A 14,049-nucleotide genomic window follows, 5' to 3' on the forward strand; every position below is an offset into this window, starting at 1 on the left:
CATGCGGCTGCGCCATCCCGACGGCTCGACCGTGCACCTCTCCTACTGCACCAACGTCCACCCCGCCGAGGATCTCCCCGGCATCCACGCTCAGCTGTCCGGCATCGCCGCGCGGGTCAGGCGACTGCTCGGCGTCGAACGGCTCGGCCTCGGCCTGTGGTTGTCGCAGCACGCCGCCGCGGACCTGCTCGCCCATCCCGGCGAGCTCGCCCGGCTCCGCGAGCGGCTGACCGCGCTCGGACTGGAGGTCGTGACCCTCAACGGATTCCCCTACCGCGGCTTCCACGACGAGATCGTGAAGTACCGCGTCTACTCCCCTGACTGGGCCGACGCGGAGCGGCTGCGCTACACGCTCGGGCTCGCCGAGATCCTCGCCGCGCTGCTGCCGGACGACGTCACCGAGGGGACGATCTCGACGCTCCCCCTCGCCTGGCGGACCGGGTGGACGGGGGACAAGGCGGCGGCGGTCATGGCCAATCTCGACGCGGCCGCCGAGGGGCTGCGCGCGCTGGCCGGACATACCGGCAAGGTGATCCGGCTCGGCTTCGAGCCGGAGCCGGGCTGCATCATCGAGACGACTCCCCAGGCGACCCTGCTGAGCGACGTCGACCACGACCACCTCGGCCTCTGCCTGGACGCCTGCCACATGGCCGTGGGCTTCGAGGAGCCCGGCGCGGGCGCCCGCACCGGGCTGCCGATCGTGAAGCTGCAGGCGTCATGCGCCTTGGAGGCCCCGCCGGGGGCGCAGCGGACGCTGGCGGCGTTCGACGAGGCCAGGTTCCTCCACCAGACGCGCTCCGCCACCGGGTACGCCGACGACCTGGGCGAAGCCCTGGCCGGCGGCCTGCCCGCGGACGAGAGCTGGCGCGTGCACTTCCACGTCCCGCTGCACGACGCGCCGCCCCCTCCGCTCACCACCAGCGCCCCCTACCTGCGTGGCCTGCTGGACGTGCTCCTCGGCGGAGAGTCACCGCTGACCAGGCACGTCGAGGTGGAGACCTACACCTGGAACGTGCTCCCCGGCGCGCCGTCCGACCTGGCCGAAGGCATCGCCGCCGAGCTCGACTGGATGCGGGGGCAGCTCGCCGCCCTCGGGCTGAAGGAGACGTGATGGCACCGCTCATCGTGATCAATGTCGTCGGGCTCACCCCGCGCCTGCTCGCGCACATGCCGAACGTGGCCGAGGTCGGGGCCGCGGCCGCGCTGCGGCCCGTGCTCCCGGCCGTCACCTGCTCGATGCAGGCCACCCTGCTGACCGGCTCGATGCCCCGCGACCACGGCATCGTCGGCAACGGGTGGTATTTCCGCGACCTCGGCGAGGTGCTGCTGTGGCGCCAGCACAACGCGCTCATCCAGGGCGACCAGCTGTGGACCGCCGTGCCCGGCCTGCGCACCGCCAACGTCTGCTGGTGGTACGCGATGGGCGCGCGGACCGACCTGCTCGTCACCCCGCGCCCCATCTATCACGCCGACGGCCGCAAGTCGCCCGACTGCTACACCCGCCCGCCCTCGCTCCACGACGACCTCGAGGCCGCGCTGGGGCCGTTCCCCCTCTTCACCTACTGGGGCCCCAACGCGGGGATCGCCTCCTCCGAGTGGATCATCGCCGCGGCCCGCCGCATCCTGGCCCGCGAACGGCCGGACCTGCTGCTGGTCTACGTGCCCCACCTGGACTACGACCTCCAGCGGTACGGCCCCGCCGGTCCCGAGGCGGTCGCCGCGGCCCGCGCCGTCGACGCCGCGCTGGCTCCGCTCCTGGCCGAGGACGCCCAGGTGGTCGTGCTCTCGGAATACGGGATCACCCCGGCGTCCCGCCCGGTGGACGTCAACCGGGCGCTGCGCACCGCGGGGCTGCTGGAGGTCTACACGCAGGCCGGGATGGAGTACCTCGACCCCTGGACGTCCCGGGCCTTCGCCGTCGCCGACCACCAGGTGGCCCACGTGTACGTGCGCGACCCGGCCGACCTCGACCGCACCCGCGCGGTCGTCGCCGAGCTGACCGGCGTGGACGAGGTGCTCGACCAGGCGGGGAAGGCGAAGTACGGGCTCGACCACGAACGCGCCGGTGAGCTCGTCGCGGTGGCGGAGCCCGACGCCTGGTTCACCTACTATTACTGGCTCTCCGACGACCGCGCCCCCGACTTCGCCAGGCTCGTGGACATCCACCGCAAACCCGGCTACGACCCCGCCGAGCTGTTCATGAACCCGAGCGACCCGTTCGTCAAGCTCCGTGCCGCGGCGGCGCTGGCCAGGAAGAAGCTGGGCTTCCGCTACACGATGCCGGTGGTGCCGCTCGACCCGGCACCGGTGCGGGGCAGTCACGGCCGCCTGCCCGATCAACCCGGCGACGGCCCGCTGATCATCGGCCCCTTCGACCGCGACTCCTACGAGGCGACCGAGGTCAAGTCACTCCTGGCCGGCCTGGCGAGCAGAAGCCGCTGACCGCGCACCGGCACTACGCCCCGGTGCGCGGCGCCGGTGGTAGGAGATGGCGGCGGTGGCCAGCGCGGCGCCCCAGATCGGCCAGAAGCATTCCGGCAGCCACGCTCCCCATTCGGACAGAGCGAACCGGCCGGCGATCGTCCAGCGGATGTAGGTGAGCCCGGCCACCGTGACGATGATCGAGACGAACCCGGCCGGGATGACCGCCAGCAGCGGTGGCACCCGCCTGCCGCGCAGGCCGGGGATCCAGCGCGGGAAGACCTCGCCCCACCGCTGGGTCAGCCCGAGGGTGAGCACGCCGCCGAACGCGCCGAAGGTCGCCAGGTACGCGCCCGCCAGCCACAGGCCGTCCTCGCCCGCGGCCAGGAACTCCTCGCTCACGCCGAGCGGGATGCCCAGCGCCCACGCCCAGCGGGTGGCGCAATACACCAGCGGCACCGCGACCGCCACGTACACCGCGATGCGCCCGCGCTCCGGAGTGAACCAGCTCCCGCGCCCCTGGTCGCGTCCGTAGGCCAGCGCCGCGGCGGCCAGCAGCAGGCCGCCCAGCACGCACACGAGCTGGTTGAGGACCGGCCACGGCCAGGCGTCGGCGAAGCCGGCGCCGCCCAGGCCCCAGCCGAAGAAGGGGGCGACCAGCAGCAGCGGCGTGTAGGCGACGCCCATCATCAGCCGTGAGTCGGGGATCGCCAGGACCAGGACCGCGGCGATCGGCCAGGCCAGGAACAACGGCGCACGCTGGCGGCTCCCGCGGGTCAGCGCCAGCGCCGTCACCGCGGTGAGCAGCGAGAAGGCGGCGATCCACCAGCCGAAGCGCGGCGTCGTGGCTGCCAGGATCGACAGGGCCCCGTCGGGGTCGGGATCGGTGGCCCCCCAGGGGAAGCCCGGCATCCCGAGCGCCCAGGCCGCGCCGAGCACACCGTAGGCCAGCGCCCACAGCGCCGCCGCATACCCGTACCTGCCAGAGGTGAAGGTTGTCATGTGATCAGCCTCCCGGCCCGGCAGGCCGGCGAACCAGATGCCGTTCGGCACCTCTTGTGGCCGGCCGAGGTGCCGTTCGGCGCTCGCGGGCGCGTCGCCGGATGCGCGTATCGTCATCGGGTGACTGTGATGGCGGCTGTGGCCCTGGTGTCGGTGTCGATCGCTGTCGCGGTGGCCGCGGCCGGGTTGTTCCGGCCTCGGCTCAGGCCGCGCCTGCCCGCGCTGACCCTGCCGGCCGCGGGCGTGTCCCTGGCCGTCACGCTGGCTCACGTCATCGGCCTCGCGCAGCCTGCGCGGGGTGCGGACGTGCTGGGGATGGTCGAGAGCGTGGCGCTGATGGTGTCGGCCGGGCTGGTCGTCCGGTACGCGCCGCTCCGGCAGGCCGCGCCTTCCGCGCCGGCGGCGGCTGTGGCATCGGCCAGCTGGCTGCTGCGCGTCTTCACGCCCGCTTCGCCGCTGGAGGCGGTGGCGCGTGCGCGTTCTGGGGGCTCGGCGCGGTGCTGGCCGCCGCCGTGGGCGCCTACCTGCGCTTTCTCGATGCACGGCAGGAGCGCGCGGTGGCCGGCACCCGCACCGCCCTGCGGCTGCGGCTGGCGAGGGACCTGCACGACTTCGTCGCCCACGACATCAGCGAGATGGTGGCACACGCCCAGGCGGGCAGGGTCGCGGGCGATCCGCTGCAGGCTCTCGAACGCGTCGAGGCCGCGGGCCAGCGGGCCCTGTCGATGCTCGACCGCACGCTCGACATGCTGCATGACGACCCGCCTCTCAGCCCCGTCGGGGACCTGGGCGGCATAGCCGCGGCGGCCGAGCGGTTCTCCGCCGCCGGCCCTGCGCAGGTTCGCCTGAGCATGGACCCGGCCGCGACGGTCCCGGTGGAGGCCGCGGCCCTGGCCTACCGGATCGTGGTCGAGGGGCTGACCAACGTCCGTCGGCACGCTCCGCGAGCCACGCGCGTCGACCTGCGCGTCAGCGCCTCGCCCGGCGTCCTGGAGGTCACGATGACCAACGACGGGGTGATCCGCACGCGAAGCCGCCGTCGTGGCGGGTCCGGCCTGCCCGGCCTGGCCGCGCTCGGGCGGAACAGAGCGGCGAGCTGGTCACGCGGGCCGTACCGGACGGGTGGTCGCTGACGGCCCGCCTGCCGCTGGCACAATCGCCGGAGTGGCCACCCGAATCCTCATCGCCGACGACCAGGAAGGCATCCGCAGCGCCTTCCGCATGATCCTCGACGCCCAGCCCGACATGACCGTCGTGGCCGAGGCCGCCGACGGCCGCACCGCGATCGACACCGCCAAGACGATCCGACCCGACGTCGTGCTCGCCGACATCCGCATGCCCGGCGCCGACGGCATCGAGGTGACCCGCGCGCTGGCGGGCACCGGGATTCACGTCGTGGTCGTCACCACGTTCGGGCTCGACGAGTACGTCCACGCCGCGCTGAGCCACGGCGCGGCCGGGTTCATCCTGAAACGCTCCGGCCCCACTCTGCTCATCGAGGCCATCCGGGCCGCGATGAACGGCGACATGCTCATCAGCCCACAGCTCACCGTCCGGCTGCTGCGCGGGCGCGGCCTGCCGCATCGGCCGCCGAACGTCGTCCTGACCGAGAGAGAAGACCAGATCGTGGCCATGGTGGCCCAGGGCATGACCAACGCCGAGATCGCCGCCGCGCTCTTCCTCTCCCCCGGCACCGTGAAGAACCACATCGCGTCCATCCAGAACAAGACCGGAACCAGGAACCGGGTCGCCATCGCCGCGTGGGCCTGGGCCACCGGAAGAGCCGAACCCTGATCGCAGGGCTTTGTCACAGGGATGTTCACGGATCGTTCCGCCCGCCTTCAGCGGACCGTCCCGCCACACGCCACCCTCGACTTCAAGATCTGTATCGGGCCTCTCCATAACCCCGATCAGTCCCGCCCGCAAACGTCGAGGAGTACCGCATGCCGAGCACCACCCTGTCCTTGCTGACGACGGGCGCCGTCATCGCCGCCGCCACGATGACGGGCACGGCCACGGCTCAGGCGTCCACGTGCGCCGACGCCCCGGTCGAGCCGGTCGCGACCGGAGCGGTGTTCAGCGAGCCGGTGGGCGGCGACCCGGTGGCCATCGTGCGGGAGCTGTGCGGCCTGGTCCGGCAGACGCCCGCGGGGTCGGCCATCCAGGTGGCGCACTTCGTCATGTCGGGCACCGCCGGGACGGAGTTCGCCGACGAGCTGATCAAGGCGCACCGGCGGGGCGTCAAGGTGCGGGTCGTCCTCGACGGCGACCGCGACGCCCGGTGGGTCATCACCGGCAGCCACAACTACAACGAGACGTCGCTGCGACGCAACGACCAGACCCTCTTGAAGCTGAACGACAAGGACATCTACCGGCAGTACGTAGCCAACTTCGACCGGATGCGCACCGCCGCCACCACCGCCCAGGGCTGACGACCTGACGACAGCAAGTTTCGGGCGGAATCTGAAATTTTCATCAGGCTCTTCGGGGCCCGTCCGCCGCAAATGGCTGCCTATCAGGCAAACGTCTTCCTCAAGAGCCAGGTGACCCTTCAGCAGGCGTTGACAGCATCACAGAGGCACGCCGATACTTTCGCCACTGCGCCGATAGTTTCGTCACTCGCTGTCTGGCCACCAGACTCCACGAGGAGGAAGCACGCACATGGACGACGCCCCCGCCCGCCCGAAGAGCCGCGGACGCGGCCGCATCGGGCTGCTCATCGGCCGTGCCTGCGTCGTAGCGCTGGTCGCGGCCACCACCATGGTGCCCGGCACCGCCAACGCAGCGCCCATAACCTCGAACCAGACGGGCACCAACAACGGCTACTTCTATTCGTTCTGGACCGACAGTCCCGGGACCGTGTCGATGGAGCTGGGATCCGGCGGCAATTACAGCACCTCATGGCGCAACACCGGGAATTTCGTGGCCGGCAAGGGCTGGAACCCCGGCGGGCGCAGGACGGTGACGTATTCAGGCAGCTTCAATCCGTCCGGCAACGCCTATCTGACCCTCTACGGGTGGACGAGAAATCCGCTCGTGGAGTACTACATCGTCGACAACTGGGGCACCTACCGGCCCACGGGAACGTACAAGGGCACCGTCACCAGCGATGGCGGCACGTACGACATCTACCAGACGACGCGGTACAACGCCCCCTCCATCGAGGGGACCAGAACGTTCAATCAGTACTGGAGCGTGCGGCAGTCGAAGAGAACGGGCGGCACCATAACCTCGGGCAACCACTTCGACGCATGGGCCCGTCATGGAATGAACCTGGGCAGCCATGACTACATGATTCTCGCGACGGAGGGATATCAGAGCAGCGGAAACTCCAATATCACGGTGGGCGGCTCCTCCGGCGGCGGTGGCGGCGGTGGCGGCGGTGGCGGCTGCACCGCGACGCTGTCCGCGGGTCAGCAGTGGAGCGACCGCTACAACCTCAACGTCGCGGTCAGCGGCTCCAGCAACTGGACCGTGACGATGAACGTGCCGTCCCCGGCGCAGATCATCGCCACCTGGAACATCAGCGCGAGTTACCCAAGCTCCCAGGTGCTGACCGCCAGACCCAACGGCAACGGCAACAACTGGGGTGTGACGATCCAGCACAACGGCAACTGGACCTGGCCGACCGTCTCCTGCAGCGCCGGCTGACTTCCGCACCGCCCGAACCCCCGCACCTGTGGCGCGGCGCCCCGTGGGCCGCCGCGCCACACTGCTGCCCGGCTTCCGGAGCCTCACGCCGTCATGTCGGCCCGGGCGAACACCGACAACCTGAGCTGCGGGTAGAAGTCGGCCGGCAGGGCGCCGAACTCCCGCCAGCCGAGTTTGCGGTAGAGGGCGGCAGCAGGGGCCTGGGGATCGGTGATGAGCCAGGCCGCGGGCCAGTGACCGGTGGCCTCGGCGAGCAGGCGCCGGCCGATGCCTCGCCCCTGGTGCTCGGGGTGGACGAAGAGTTCGGCGACCTCGAAGGCGTCGCGGGTGAGGGCGGCGGTGGCGTCCGGGCCGAAGGTCTTGACGAGGGCGTCGTAGATGTGGCTGCCGGTCAGGTCGGCGGGCGTGGGCCAGCCGTAGCAGACACCGGCCAACCGGCCGCTGTCATCACGCGCCGTCAGGGCGGTGAACCCGGGCCGCTTGGTGGCCGCGGCGAGCTTGGCGGGGTAGCCGTCGAGCTGTTCAGGGGTTTCCGACCAAGGCGGGGCGGCGTAGCACCGCCGGTACAGCTCGATGATGTGCGGGGATATGGGCGTGATGCCGGGTTGGTCGTATTGATGGACGCGATAGGCCATGCTCCAAGATCCCACACACCGCGAAGAGCCCCGGCCGGACGCCGCCGGGCCCTTGCCACGGACCCGTCCTGCGAATTACGGTCAAGGCCGTTATGTAGCTATGGGAGGTCGTACGTGCGTATCTTCGTGACAGCGCTCCTCGTTGCCTCATCCCTCTCAGCTCCGGCCCCGGCCGAATCCGCAGCAGCCCCGCCGACCGGATGCGGCTTCCACAACCTCGGCACGCTCCCGCTGACCGGCGCCACCACCGCCGGCACAGCGCTGGACGCCCGCCATCCGCAGGGCCCGCGCGTCTACTCCGTCACCTCCAGCGCCTCCGGCCCGGCGCTGCTCGGGATCAGGGACGCCCGCGACGGCCGCCTGATCGGCGAGCGGCCGCTCCCTCTCGCGCTCGGCTCCTGGGCCGTCACCGTCGCCCCGGACCACTCCGTGTACGTCGGCAGCTACAACGCCACCGCAGGGGCGATGGGCCGCCTCTTCCGCTACAGCCCGTCCACCGACCAGGTGACGCAGCTCGGCATCCCCATCGCGACCGAGACCTTCATCTGGACCGTCGCCGCCGCCCCCGACGGCTCGGCCGTCTACGGCGGCACGTCACCCACGGGCAAGCTCTTCCGCTACGACACCGCCACCGGCGGCTTCACCGACCTCGGCAGCCCGGTCCCGGGCGACCAGTACGTCAGGGACCTGGCCGTGGCCGAGGACGGCACCCTGTACGCCGGCGTCGGCGCGCGCAGCATGAAGGTCGCGGTGCTCTCCCCCGGCGGCACGCTCGAGCGGCTGATCGACCCGCCCGTCGAGGGCAGCGGCTACGCCTACGACGTCGACGTGGCAGGCCGCTACCTGCTGGTCCGCTTCGTCACCTCCACGGGCGCCAACCCCATGGGCGTGTACGACCTGGGCAAGCGCGCGTGGAAGGACGTCGTGGAGGACGTGGACAACCTCACCGTCGGCGGCGGCAGGCACGGCCGCCACCTCTACCTGGTGCAGCACGACGAGCTCGTCACATATGACCTCACGACCGGAAAGATCACCGAACTGGGCTTCACCGGGTACGGCGAAGGCGCCGTCCGCCCGCTCGGCTGGCTCGGCCACACGCTCGTCGGCACCAACTCCACCGGCCGCATCTGGCACTTCGACCGCAAGACCGGGCAGGGCCGGCTGCTCGACGGCACCCTGACCGGCCAGCCCGTCAGCATCCGCTCACTCGGCGCGGGCCCCGACGGCCGCGTCTACGCGGGCGGCTTCTTCACCGGCGGCCTGGCCGCCTACGACCCCGCCACCGGTGAGGCCGCCTACTGGCCGAACGTCGGCCAGAGCGAGGGCATCGTCACCCACCAGGGCAAGCTCTACCTCGGCGTCTACCCGGGCGCCAGGATCTACGAGTTCGACGGGACCGCCCCGAGGCTCCTGCTCGACCTCGGCGCCCAGGAGCAGGACCGGCCCTTCGCGATGATCTCCGCGGGCGACCGGCTGGCGTTCGGCACCGTGCCCAAGGCCGGCACCCACGGCGGTGCGCTCGGCCTGCTCGATCCCGCCACCGGGCGCACAGTGGTCAAGCGGGACATCGTCCCGGGCCACAGCGTCATCGGGCTGGCCTACCGCGACGGGATCGTCTACGGCGCCACCTCGGCCTTCGGCGGCACCAGCACGCCGCGCGGCGAGGCCGTGGCGTTCGCCTACGACGTCGCCACGGACTCGCTCCTCTGGCAGACCACCCCCGTCCCCGGCGACCTGGCGCTCGGCTCGATCGCCTTCGACGACGCCGGGCGGCTGTGGGGGCTGACCCCGGACACCCTGTTCGAGCTGGACCCGGCCACCGGGCGCACCGTCCGGGCCGTCAAGCACCAGACCTACCCCTGGTCCAGCGCCACGCAGGTATGGCTGGACACCCACCTCGTCTTCCACAAGGGCTTCCTGTGGGGCAAGGTGCAGGGCAAGGCGTACCGGATCGATCCGGGGACGATGGCGCTCACGCTCATCGCCCGCCCGATCTCCAACCTGGTCCTCGGCCCCGACGGCCACCTCTACCTGTCGCGCTTCGAGAACTTCTACACCTACCGCGTCTGCTGACGGGTCAGCCGGAGCAGGCGCGATCCCTCGGCGAAGTAGACGTCCCCGGACCCGTGCACCGCGAGCTGGTGCACGGGCCCCTGCCGCAGCACGGCGTGCCGCCCGGTCCGCGGGTCGAGGGAGAAGACGTACTGGCCGGCGTGCGCGCCGTACAGGGTGCGGTCGCGGCGGTTGAAGGCGAGCTGCCCGCTCGCGTTCGTGCTGCCCGACAGCGTGACGCGCTCGATCACCTTGCGGGCGGCAGTGCTGACCGCGAACACCTCCCCACCGGCGATCCCCCACAGCCGCCCCCGGTCGTCGAACGCCAGCGCCGGGACGGCGGGCTTGCCCGGGGCGGGAACGATCTCCCACAGCAACCGGCTCTCCTTCACCGACCAGGCGAACAGCTTGGCCTCCGGCTGCGTGGGCGGCGTGGCCGACTGGCCGCTGTAGATCGACGTGCCGCCGTAGAGCACGCCGTCGCGGTAGGCCAGCGAGACGATGCTCTGATCCTCGACCACGTTGCGCTGGGCGTGCTTGAGCGTGCCCGTCCGCGGATCCCACACGGCCAGCACCCCGCCGAGCTCGCCCAGGTCGGGCATCGTGCCGGCGGCGAGGTATCGCCCCGCCGACGCCAGCGCCCGCGGCCTGATCTGCTTGTCCGCGGCGAGGTCGAACAGCCGGGCGGGGTTGGCCGCCGGGCCGGGCTCGGGGCTGGGCGAGTACTCGGTGCTGTTCCACGGCAGCCGCGGGTCGTAGGCGTAGACCCTGGCCTCCGGATAAGCGCCGATGTACAGCTTGCCGTCGTGGGCGGTCATGTCCTCGCTCTGGGAGAACGTGTGGAACTCCTCCCTCTTGCCGGTCTTCGGGTCCAGGGCGGCGAAACCGCCGTTGAGGAAGCCGCCGGCGTACATGCGGCCGTCAGGGCCCTCGGCGAGCGCGGTCACGTCGATGGGCTCGCCCTTGACCGCCGTCTGGAGGAACGACTTCGCGCCGGTCTGCGGGTTGTACCGGAACATCAACCCGCGCCAGAGCAGCCCGACGACGCTCTTGCCCGGATAGTCCGGCAGACCCAGCTCGGCCCAGCCGATCCCGCGCGTGTTGGCCACGCGGCCCGTGACGGGCACCCCGGTCTGCGTGGTGGCCTTGGTCCGGGGGTCGTAGCGGACCAGCTCACCGCCCTTGACCAGATAGACAGCGCCCGCGTCGTCCGGCGGCGAGACGTCCAGGCCGTGCGCGGCGTCGAGCATGTCGGTCCACCGGCCGGCGGCGATGTCCCAGACGTGGAGCGGCCCCGGGCTCGCGCCGCCGTAGCGGACGTAGAGGAAGCCGCCCGCCGCGTTCACGTCGTAGGCCCATTTGCCCGCCGGGTCGAGGCCGTCCGGCGTGGGGAGCCGCCTGACCGCGCCCGAGGCGGCGTCGATCTCGAAAACGGCGGCGGGAGCCTCGGTGCCCGCGTAGACCTTGCCGCCGGCGTAGGAGACGCTGCGGACATAGGCGTGGGCGGGCGAGAGCCTGCCGTAGTCGCGCACGCCACTCGCCGGGTCGTAGGCGAACAGCCGGCCGCCCGGCGAGGTGCCGCCGTAGACGGTGGCGCCCTCCCCGGCGGCCACGGACCAGATGAAGTTCTCCGAGGGCAGAGGCCTGCCGAGGTCCTGGACGCCGCCCTGGTCCGTCCAGCGGTAGAGGCGGCCGTCGCCGTACGTGCCGGCGTACACGCTCCCGTCCAGGGCGGCGTCCACGGCCCAGGAGCCGCCCGCGCCCGGCAGGTCGTGGCGGGCCACCTCGCCGCCGGTGACGGGATCGACGGCATTGAGGTGGGCGGGGGCGCCCGAGGACGCACCCCACAACACGGTCCGGCCGCCGGGTCCCGGCGCCACCACGCCGCCGATCAGCAGCACGTCCTCCAGGGGGACGCCGAGGTCCTCCACGTGGGGCGCCGCCGCGACCGCCGGCGCGGCGCCGAGTACGGCGAGAGCGGCCGCCATGCCGCACGCCAGCATGCGCTTAATTAAGGCCATGACCGGAACTTAAAAACTTCCTCGGCTAGGCGTCAATAGCGAATTACGGCCCAGGAACTAATGGATGTGCCGTCACGACCCCGTCATCGCGGCGTGCAGGCGCAGGTACGGCTCGGCTTCCCCAGGCCTGTTCTGGCGCTGCAGGGTACGCGCGAGCAGCAGGTATGCGTACCCCTCGTCCGGCGCGTGGTCCAGGACCCGCCGGAGCTCCTTCTCGGCCTTCCCGAGCTGGGCGGAGTGGTAGTAGGCACGGGCCAGCAGCAACCGGGCGGCCAGGTTGTCCGGCGCCTCGGCCACGACACCCGCCAGGATCCCGGCGGCGCCGATGTAGTCCTTGGCGTCGAAGAACAGGCGCCCCCGCCGGTACTCCTCGGCCAGGCCCCCATGCGTCACGTCGATCAACGTCCCTCCTCCCCGGAACAGCCCCATGTAGTTGAAGCTTCAAATCACACTGCGTCCGAACATGCGACGGGCGCCGGCCATTCCCCGCGTCGCGCGCCGCATGGCGGGGGCGGATCAGCGGACGACGGCGCGGACGAGCAGGCGCTGCAGGGCGTCCTGCTCGTCGTGGGACAGCGGGGCCAGCGGGGAGTCCTCGGCGAGCAGCTCCAGGAGGCGCTCGCGGAGCTCGGCGCCCGCGGGCGTCAGGACGAGCTGCTTGGCGCGCCGGTTGCCGGGGTGCGGGTGGCGCTCGAGGTAGCCCTGCTCCTCGAGGCGGTCGGCGACGAAGGTGGCGTTGGAGGGCTCGCAGCTCATCCGTTCGGCGAGCTCGCGCAGGGTCATGGGACCGGTCAGCTCGCGCAGCGCGACGCCCTGCGAGGCGGTCAGGCCGAGGGTGGCCGCGCGGACCCTGACGTGCGCCTCGATCTGCTTGGCCAGGCCGTTGACCAGGCCGCAGAGCTCGCGGTCGGCCTGGGCCCGGGTCTCGCGCTCGTCGCTCACGGCGGGCAGTCTACTACAACTCGAATGATTGCAATTAGAATAGTTCTAGTTGTAACGTCCTCCTCGTGCCGCCGACCGGCGGCGTCTCCCCGAGCGAACGAGGAACGAGGCAGGATCCATGACCACGACGACCGTTTTCGACCGCGCCCGGCTGAGCCGCGCGCCGCGCGTCCGCTCGCTCCAGCTGGGTGACCTGACGATCACTTATGTCCCGGACGGGGTGGTCCGGCTCAAGCCGCGCGGCTGGTTGCCCGCCGCCACCGACGCCGACTGGGCGGACCACCGCGACCACCTCGACGAGGACGGCTTCCTGGTCGCCGGGATCGGCGGGCTGCTGGTCGAGCGGGGTGACCGGGCGCTGCTCATCGACGCCGGGTTCGGACCCGAGTCCCACCCCGAGGACCCCGCCAACCCGCTGCTGGGGCGCCTGTACGGCGGTGACCTGCTGGACGGCCTGCGGCGACTGGGCCGTACGCCGGGGCAGATCGAGGCCGTCGCCATCACCCACCTGCACGTCGACCACCTGGGGTGGACGTGGAGCGACGCGCCCGGCGAGGACGCACCGCCCTTCGCGCACGCCGCCCATCTGGTCGCGGCGCCGGAGTGGGAGGGGCGCGACCTCGCCGCCGAGCCGCGGCTCGCCGTCCTCGCACCCCGGGTCCGCACGATCGAGGACGACGAGGAGATCTTCCCCGGCGTCCGGGCCTCGTTCGCGCCGGGACACACCGTCGGCCACACCGCCTACACCATCACCGGCGGCGACCGGCGGCTCATCGCCTTCGGCGACGCCCTGCACGCGCCGATCCAGGTCACCCACCCCGAATGGTCCTGCGGGATCGACCACGACCCCGCCGAATCCGCCGAGCACCGCCGGCGCCTGGTCGAAGAGCTGAGCCGCCCCGACACGATCGGCTACGGCGTCCACTTCGCCGACGTGGTCTTCGGACGGGCCGAGCCCCGCCCCGACGGCCGGTTCACCTGGGTCCCCGTCGCCTGACCGCCCGCCACCTGACCGTGATACCGCGGTTCGCCGTCGGGGCGATGGCCGCGCCCATCACCGCCGACCTGCGCCTGTCCCCACGGCGCTCGCCAGCAGCTTGGCCCAGCCGACCGCCGCCCGGCTCATCGCCTCCCGTGCCCCCGCCCGCCGGCGCGCGCCGGCCTCCGGCATGGTCGGCGCGGTCCGAGCCGGTGAGCGTGTGCCCGGCCGGCAGCGTGAAGGTGACCGTCCATCCGATGATCGTGGAGGTGCCGGTGTCGGTGATGGTCAGCGGCTGGATGACGTACCCGGTGGCCCACTTGGTCTGCACGGTGGGGACGGCCGT

General features: G+C 71.9%; 14 protein-coding genes and 1 pseudogene. 8 read left to right on the forward strand and 7 right to left on the reverse strand.

Going from position 1 to position 14,049, the window contains the following annotated elements:
- Position 1 precedes the first annotated feature (1 nt).
- Entirely contained in the window at positions 2-1,111 is a 1,110-nt protein-coding gene (gene eboE / locus ID574_RS16405; RefSeq protein WP_188189763.1) for a metabolite traffic protein EboE, read from the forward strand.
- Positions 1,111-2,442 (forward strand): alkaline phosphatase family protein, encoded by a 1,332-nt coding sequence (locus ID574_RS16410; RefSeq protein ID WP_188189764.1) that lies wholly within the window; start codon positions 1,111-1,113, stop codon positions 2,440-2,442. The genes eboE and ID574_RS16410 overlap by 1 nt, the downstream gene beginning before the upstream one ends.
- On the opposite strand, the gene ID574_RS16415 is transcribed toward ID574_RS16410, so the two are convergent.
- Entirely contained in the window at positions 2,407-3,540 is a 1,134-nt protein-coding gene (locus ID574_RS16415) for a hypothetical protein (RefSeq protein ID WP_188189765.1), read from the reverse strand. The genes ID574_RS16410 and ID574_RS16415 overlap by 36 nt on opposite strands.
- Before the next feature lie 149 nt (positions 3,541-3,689).
- Complete coding sequence (locus tag ID574_RS16420) at positions 3,690-3,866, reverse strand: hypothetical protein (RefSeq protein ID WP_188189766.1); 177 nt, start codon at positions 3,864-3,866, stop codon at positions 3,690-3,692.
- A gap of 54 nt (positions 3,867-3,920) precedes the next feature.
- On the opposite strand from ID574_RS16420, the gene ID574_RS16425 reads away from it, so the two are divergent.
- The 4 genes from ID574_RS16425 to ID574_RS16440 all read left to right on the forward strand — a co-directional run bounded on the left by ID574_RS16425 (position 3,921) and on the right by ID574_RS16440 (position 7,074).
- Positions 3,921-4,556: a sensor histidine kinase gene (locus ID574_RS16425; protein WP_188189767.1), complete on the forward strand. Its 636-nt coding sequence runs from the start codon at positions 3,921-3,923 to the stop codon at positions 4,554-4,556.
- A 31-nt stretch (positions 4,557-4,587) separates the two neighbouring features.
- Positions 4,588-5,217, forward strand: a complete 630-nt coding sequence (locus ID574_RS16430; protein WP_188189768.1) for a response regulator — start codon at positions 4,588-4,590, stop codon at positions 5,215-5,217.
- Positions 5,218-5,366: 149 nt separating this feature from the next.
- Positions 5,367-5,855: a phospholipase D family protein gene (locus ID574_RS16435; protein ID WP_188189769.1), complete on the forward strand. Its 489-nt coding sequence runs from the start codon at positions 5,367-5,369 to the stop codon at positions 5,853-5,855.
- Between the two features lie 229 nt (positions 5,856-6,084).
- Positions 6,085-7,074: a glycoside hydrolase family 11 protein gene (locus ID574_RS16440; protein ID WP_188189770.1), complete on the forward strand. Its 990-nt coding sequence runs from the start codon at positions 6,085-6,087 to the stop codon at positions 7,072-7,074.
- An 83-nt stretch (positions 7,075-7,157) separates the two neighbouring features.
- On the opposite strand, the gene ID574_RS16445 is transcribed toward ID574_RS16440, so the two are convergent.
- Positions 7,158-7,709, reverse strand: a complete 552-nt coding sequence (locus tag ID574_RS16445) for a GNAT family N-acetyltransferase (RefSeq protein ID WP_188189771.1) — start codon at positions 7,707-7,709, stop codon at positions 7,158-7,160.
- Positions 7,710-7,823: 114 nt separating this feature from the next.
- Here ID574_RS16445 and ID574_RS16450 point away from each other — a divergent pair, with 114 nt between their 5' ends.
- Positions 7,824-9,782 carry a hypothetical protein gene (locus ID574_RS16450; protein WP_188189772.1) on the forward strand — a complete coding sequence of 653 codons (1,959 nt, stop codon included), beginning with the start codon at positions 7,824-7,826 and terminating at the stop codon, positions 9,780-9,782.
- Here the strand turns inward: ID574_RS16450 and ID574_RS16455 are convergent.
- The 3 genes from ID574_RS16455 to ID574_RS16465 form a co-directional block, all read right to left on the reverse strand.
- Positions 9,767-11,782 carry a ligand-binding sensor domain-containing protein gene (locus tag ID574_RS16455; protein WP_188189773.1) on the reverse strand — a complete coding sequence of 672 codons (2,016 nt, stop codon included), beginning with the start codon at positions 11,780-11,782 and terminating at the stop codon, positions 9,767-9,769. The genes ID574_RS16450 and ID574_RS16455 overlap by 16 nt on opposite strands.
- 72 nt (positions 11,783-11,854) lie before the next feature.
- The gene (locus ID574_RS16460; protein ID WP_223166848.1) at positions 11,855-12,175 is read right to left on the reverse strand and encodes a tetratricopeptide repeat protein; all 321 of its coding nucleotides are present in this window, start codon (positions 12,173-12,175) and stop codon (positions 11,855-11,857) included.
- Between the two features lie 123 nt (positions 12,176-12,298).
- Positions 12,299-12,724: a MarR family winged helix-turn-helix transcriptional regulator gene (locus ID574_RS16465; RefSeq protein WP_188189775.1), complete on the reverse strand. Its 426-nt coding sequence runs from the start codon at positions 12,722-12,724 to the stop codon at positions 12,299-12,301.
- Positions 12,725-12,842: 118 nt separating this feature from the next.
- Between ID574_RS16465 and ID574_RS16470 the strand changes: the two genes are divergently transcribed.
- Positions 12,843-13,721 carry an MBL fold metallo-hydrolase gene (locus ID574_RS16470; RefSeq protein WP_188189776.1) on the forward strand — a complete coding sequence of 293 codons (879 nt, stop codon included), beginning with the start codon at positions 12,843-12,845 and terminating at the stop codon, positions 13,719-13,721.
- Here the strand turns inward: ID574_RS16470 and ID574_RS16475 are convergent.
- Positions 13,699-14,040, reverse strand: a pseudogene (locus tag ID574_RS16475) (cellulose binding domain-containing protein); the annotation flags it as partial. The gene ID574_RS16470 and the pseudogene ID574_RS16475 overlap by 23 nt on opposite strands.
- Between the last annotated feature and the right edge of the window lie 9 nt (positions 14,041-14,049).

Origin of the sequence: Nonomuraea sp. SYSU D8015, assembly GCF_008065375.1 — a bacterium.
GTDB lineage: Bacteria > Actinomycetota > Actinomycetes > Streptosporangiales > Streptosporangiaceae > Nonomuraea.

What these genes read in the sequence shown, in the direction of transcription:
- ID574_RS16455 (WP_188189773.1), bottom strand. Translation starts at nt 11,782, where the DNA reads ATGGCCTTAATTAAGCGCATGCTGGCGTGCGGCATGGCGGCCGCTCTC.
- ID574_RS16445 (WP_188189771.1), bottom strand. Translation starts at nt 7,709, where the DNA reads ATGGCCTATCGCGTCCATCAATACGACCAACCCGGCATCACGCCCATA.
- ID574_RS16415 (WP_188189765.1), bottom strand. Translation starts at nt 3,540, where the DNA reads ATGACGATACGCGCATCCGGCGACGCGCCCGCGAGCGCCGAACGGCAC.
- ID574_RS16410 (WP_188189764.1), top strand. Translation starts at nt 1,111, where the DNA reads ATGGCACCGCTCATCGTGATCAATGTCGTCGGGCTCACCCCGCGCCTG.
- ID574_RS16440 (WP_188189770.1), top strand. Translation starts at nt 6,085, where the DNA reads ATGGACGACGCCCCCGCCCGCCCGAAGAGCCGCGGACGCGGCCGCATC.
- ID574_RS16470 (WP_188189776.1), top strand. Translation starts at nt 12,843, where the DNA reads ATGACCACGACGACCGTTTTCGACCGCGCCCGGCTGAGCCGCGCGCCG.
- eboE (WP_188189763.1), top strand. Translation starts at nt 2, where the DNA reads ATGCGGCTGCGCCATCCCGACGGCTCGACCGTGCACCTCTCCTACTGC.
- ID574_RS16435 (WP_188189769.1), top strand. Translation starts at nt 5,367, where the DNA reads ATGCCGAGCACCACCCTGTCCTTGCTGACGACGGGCGCCGTCATCGCC.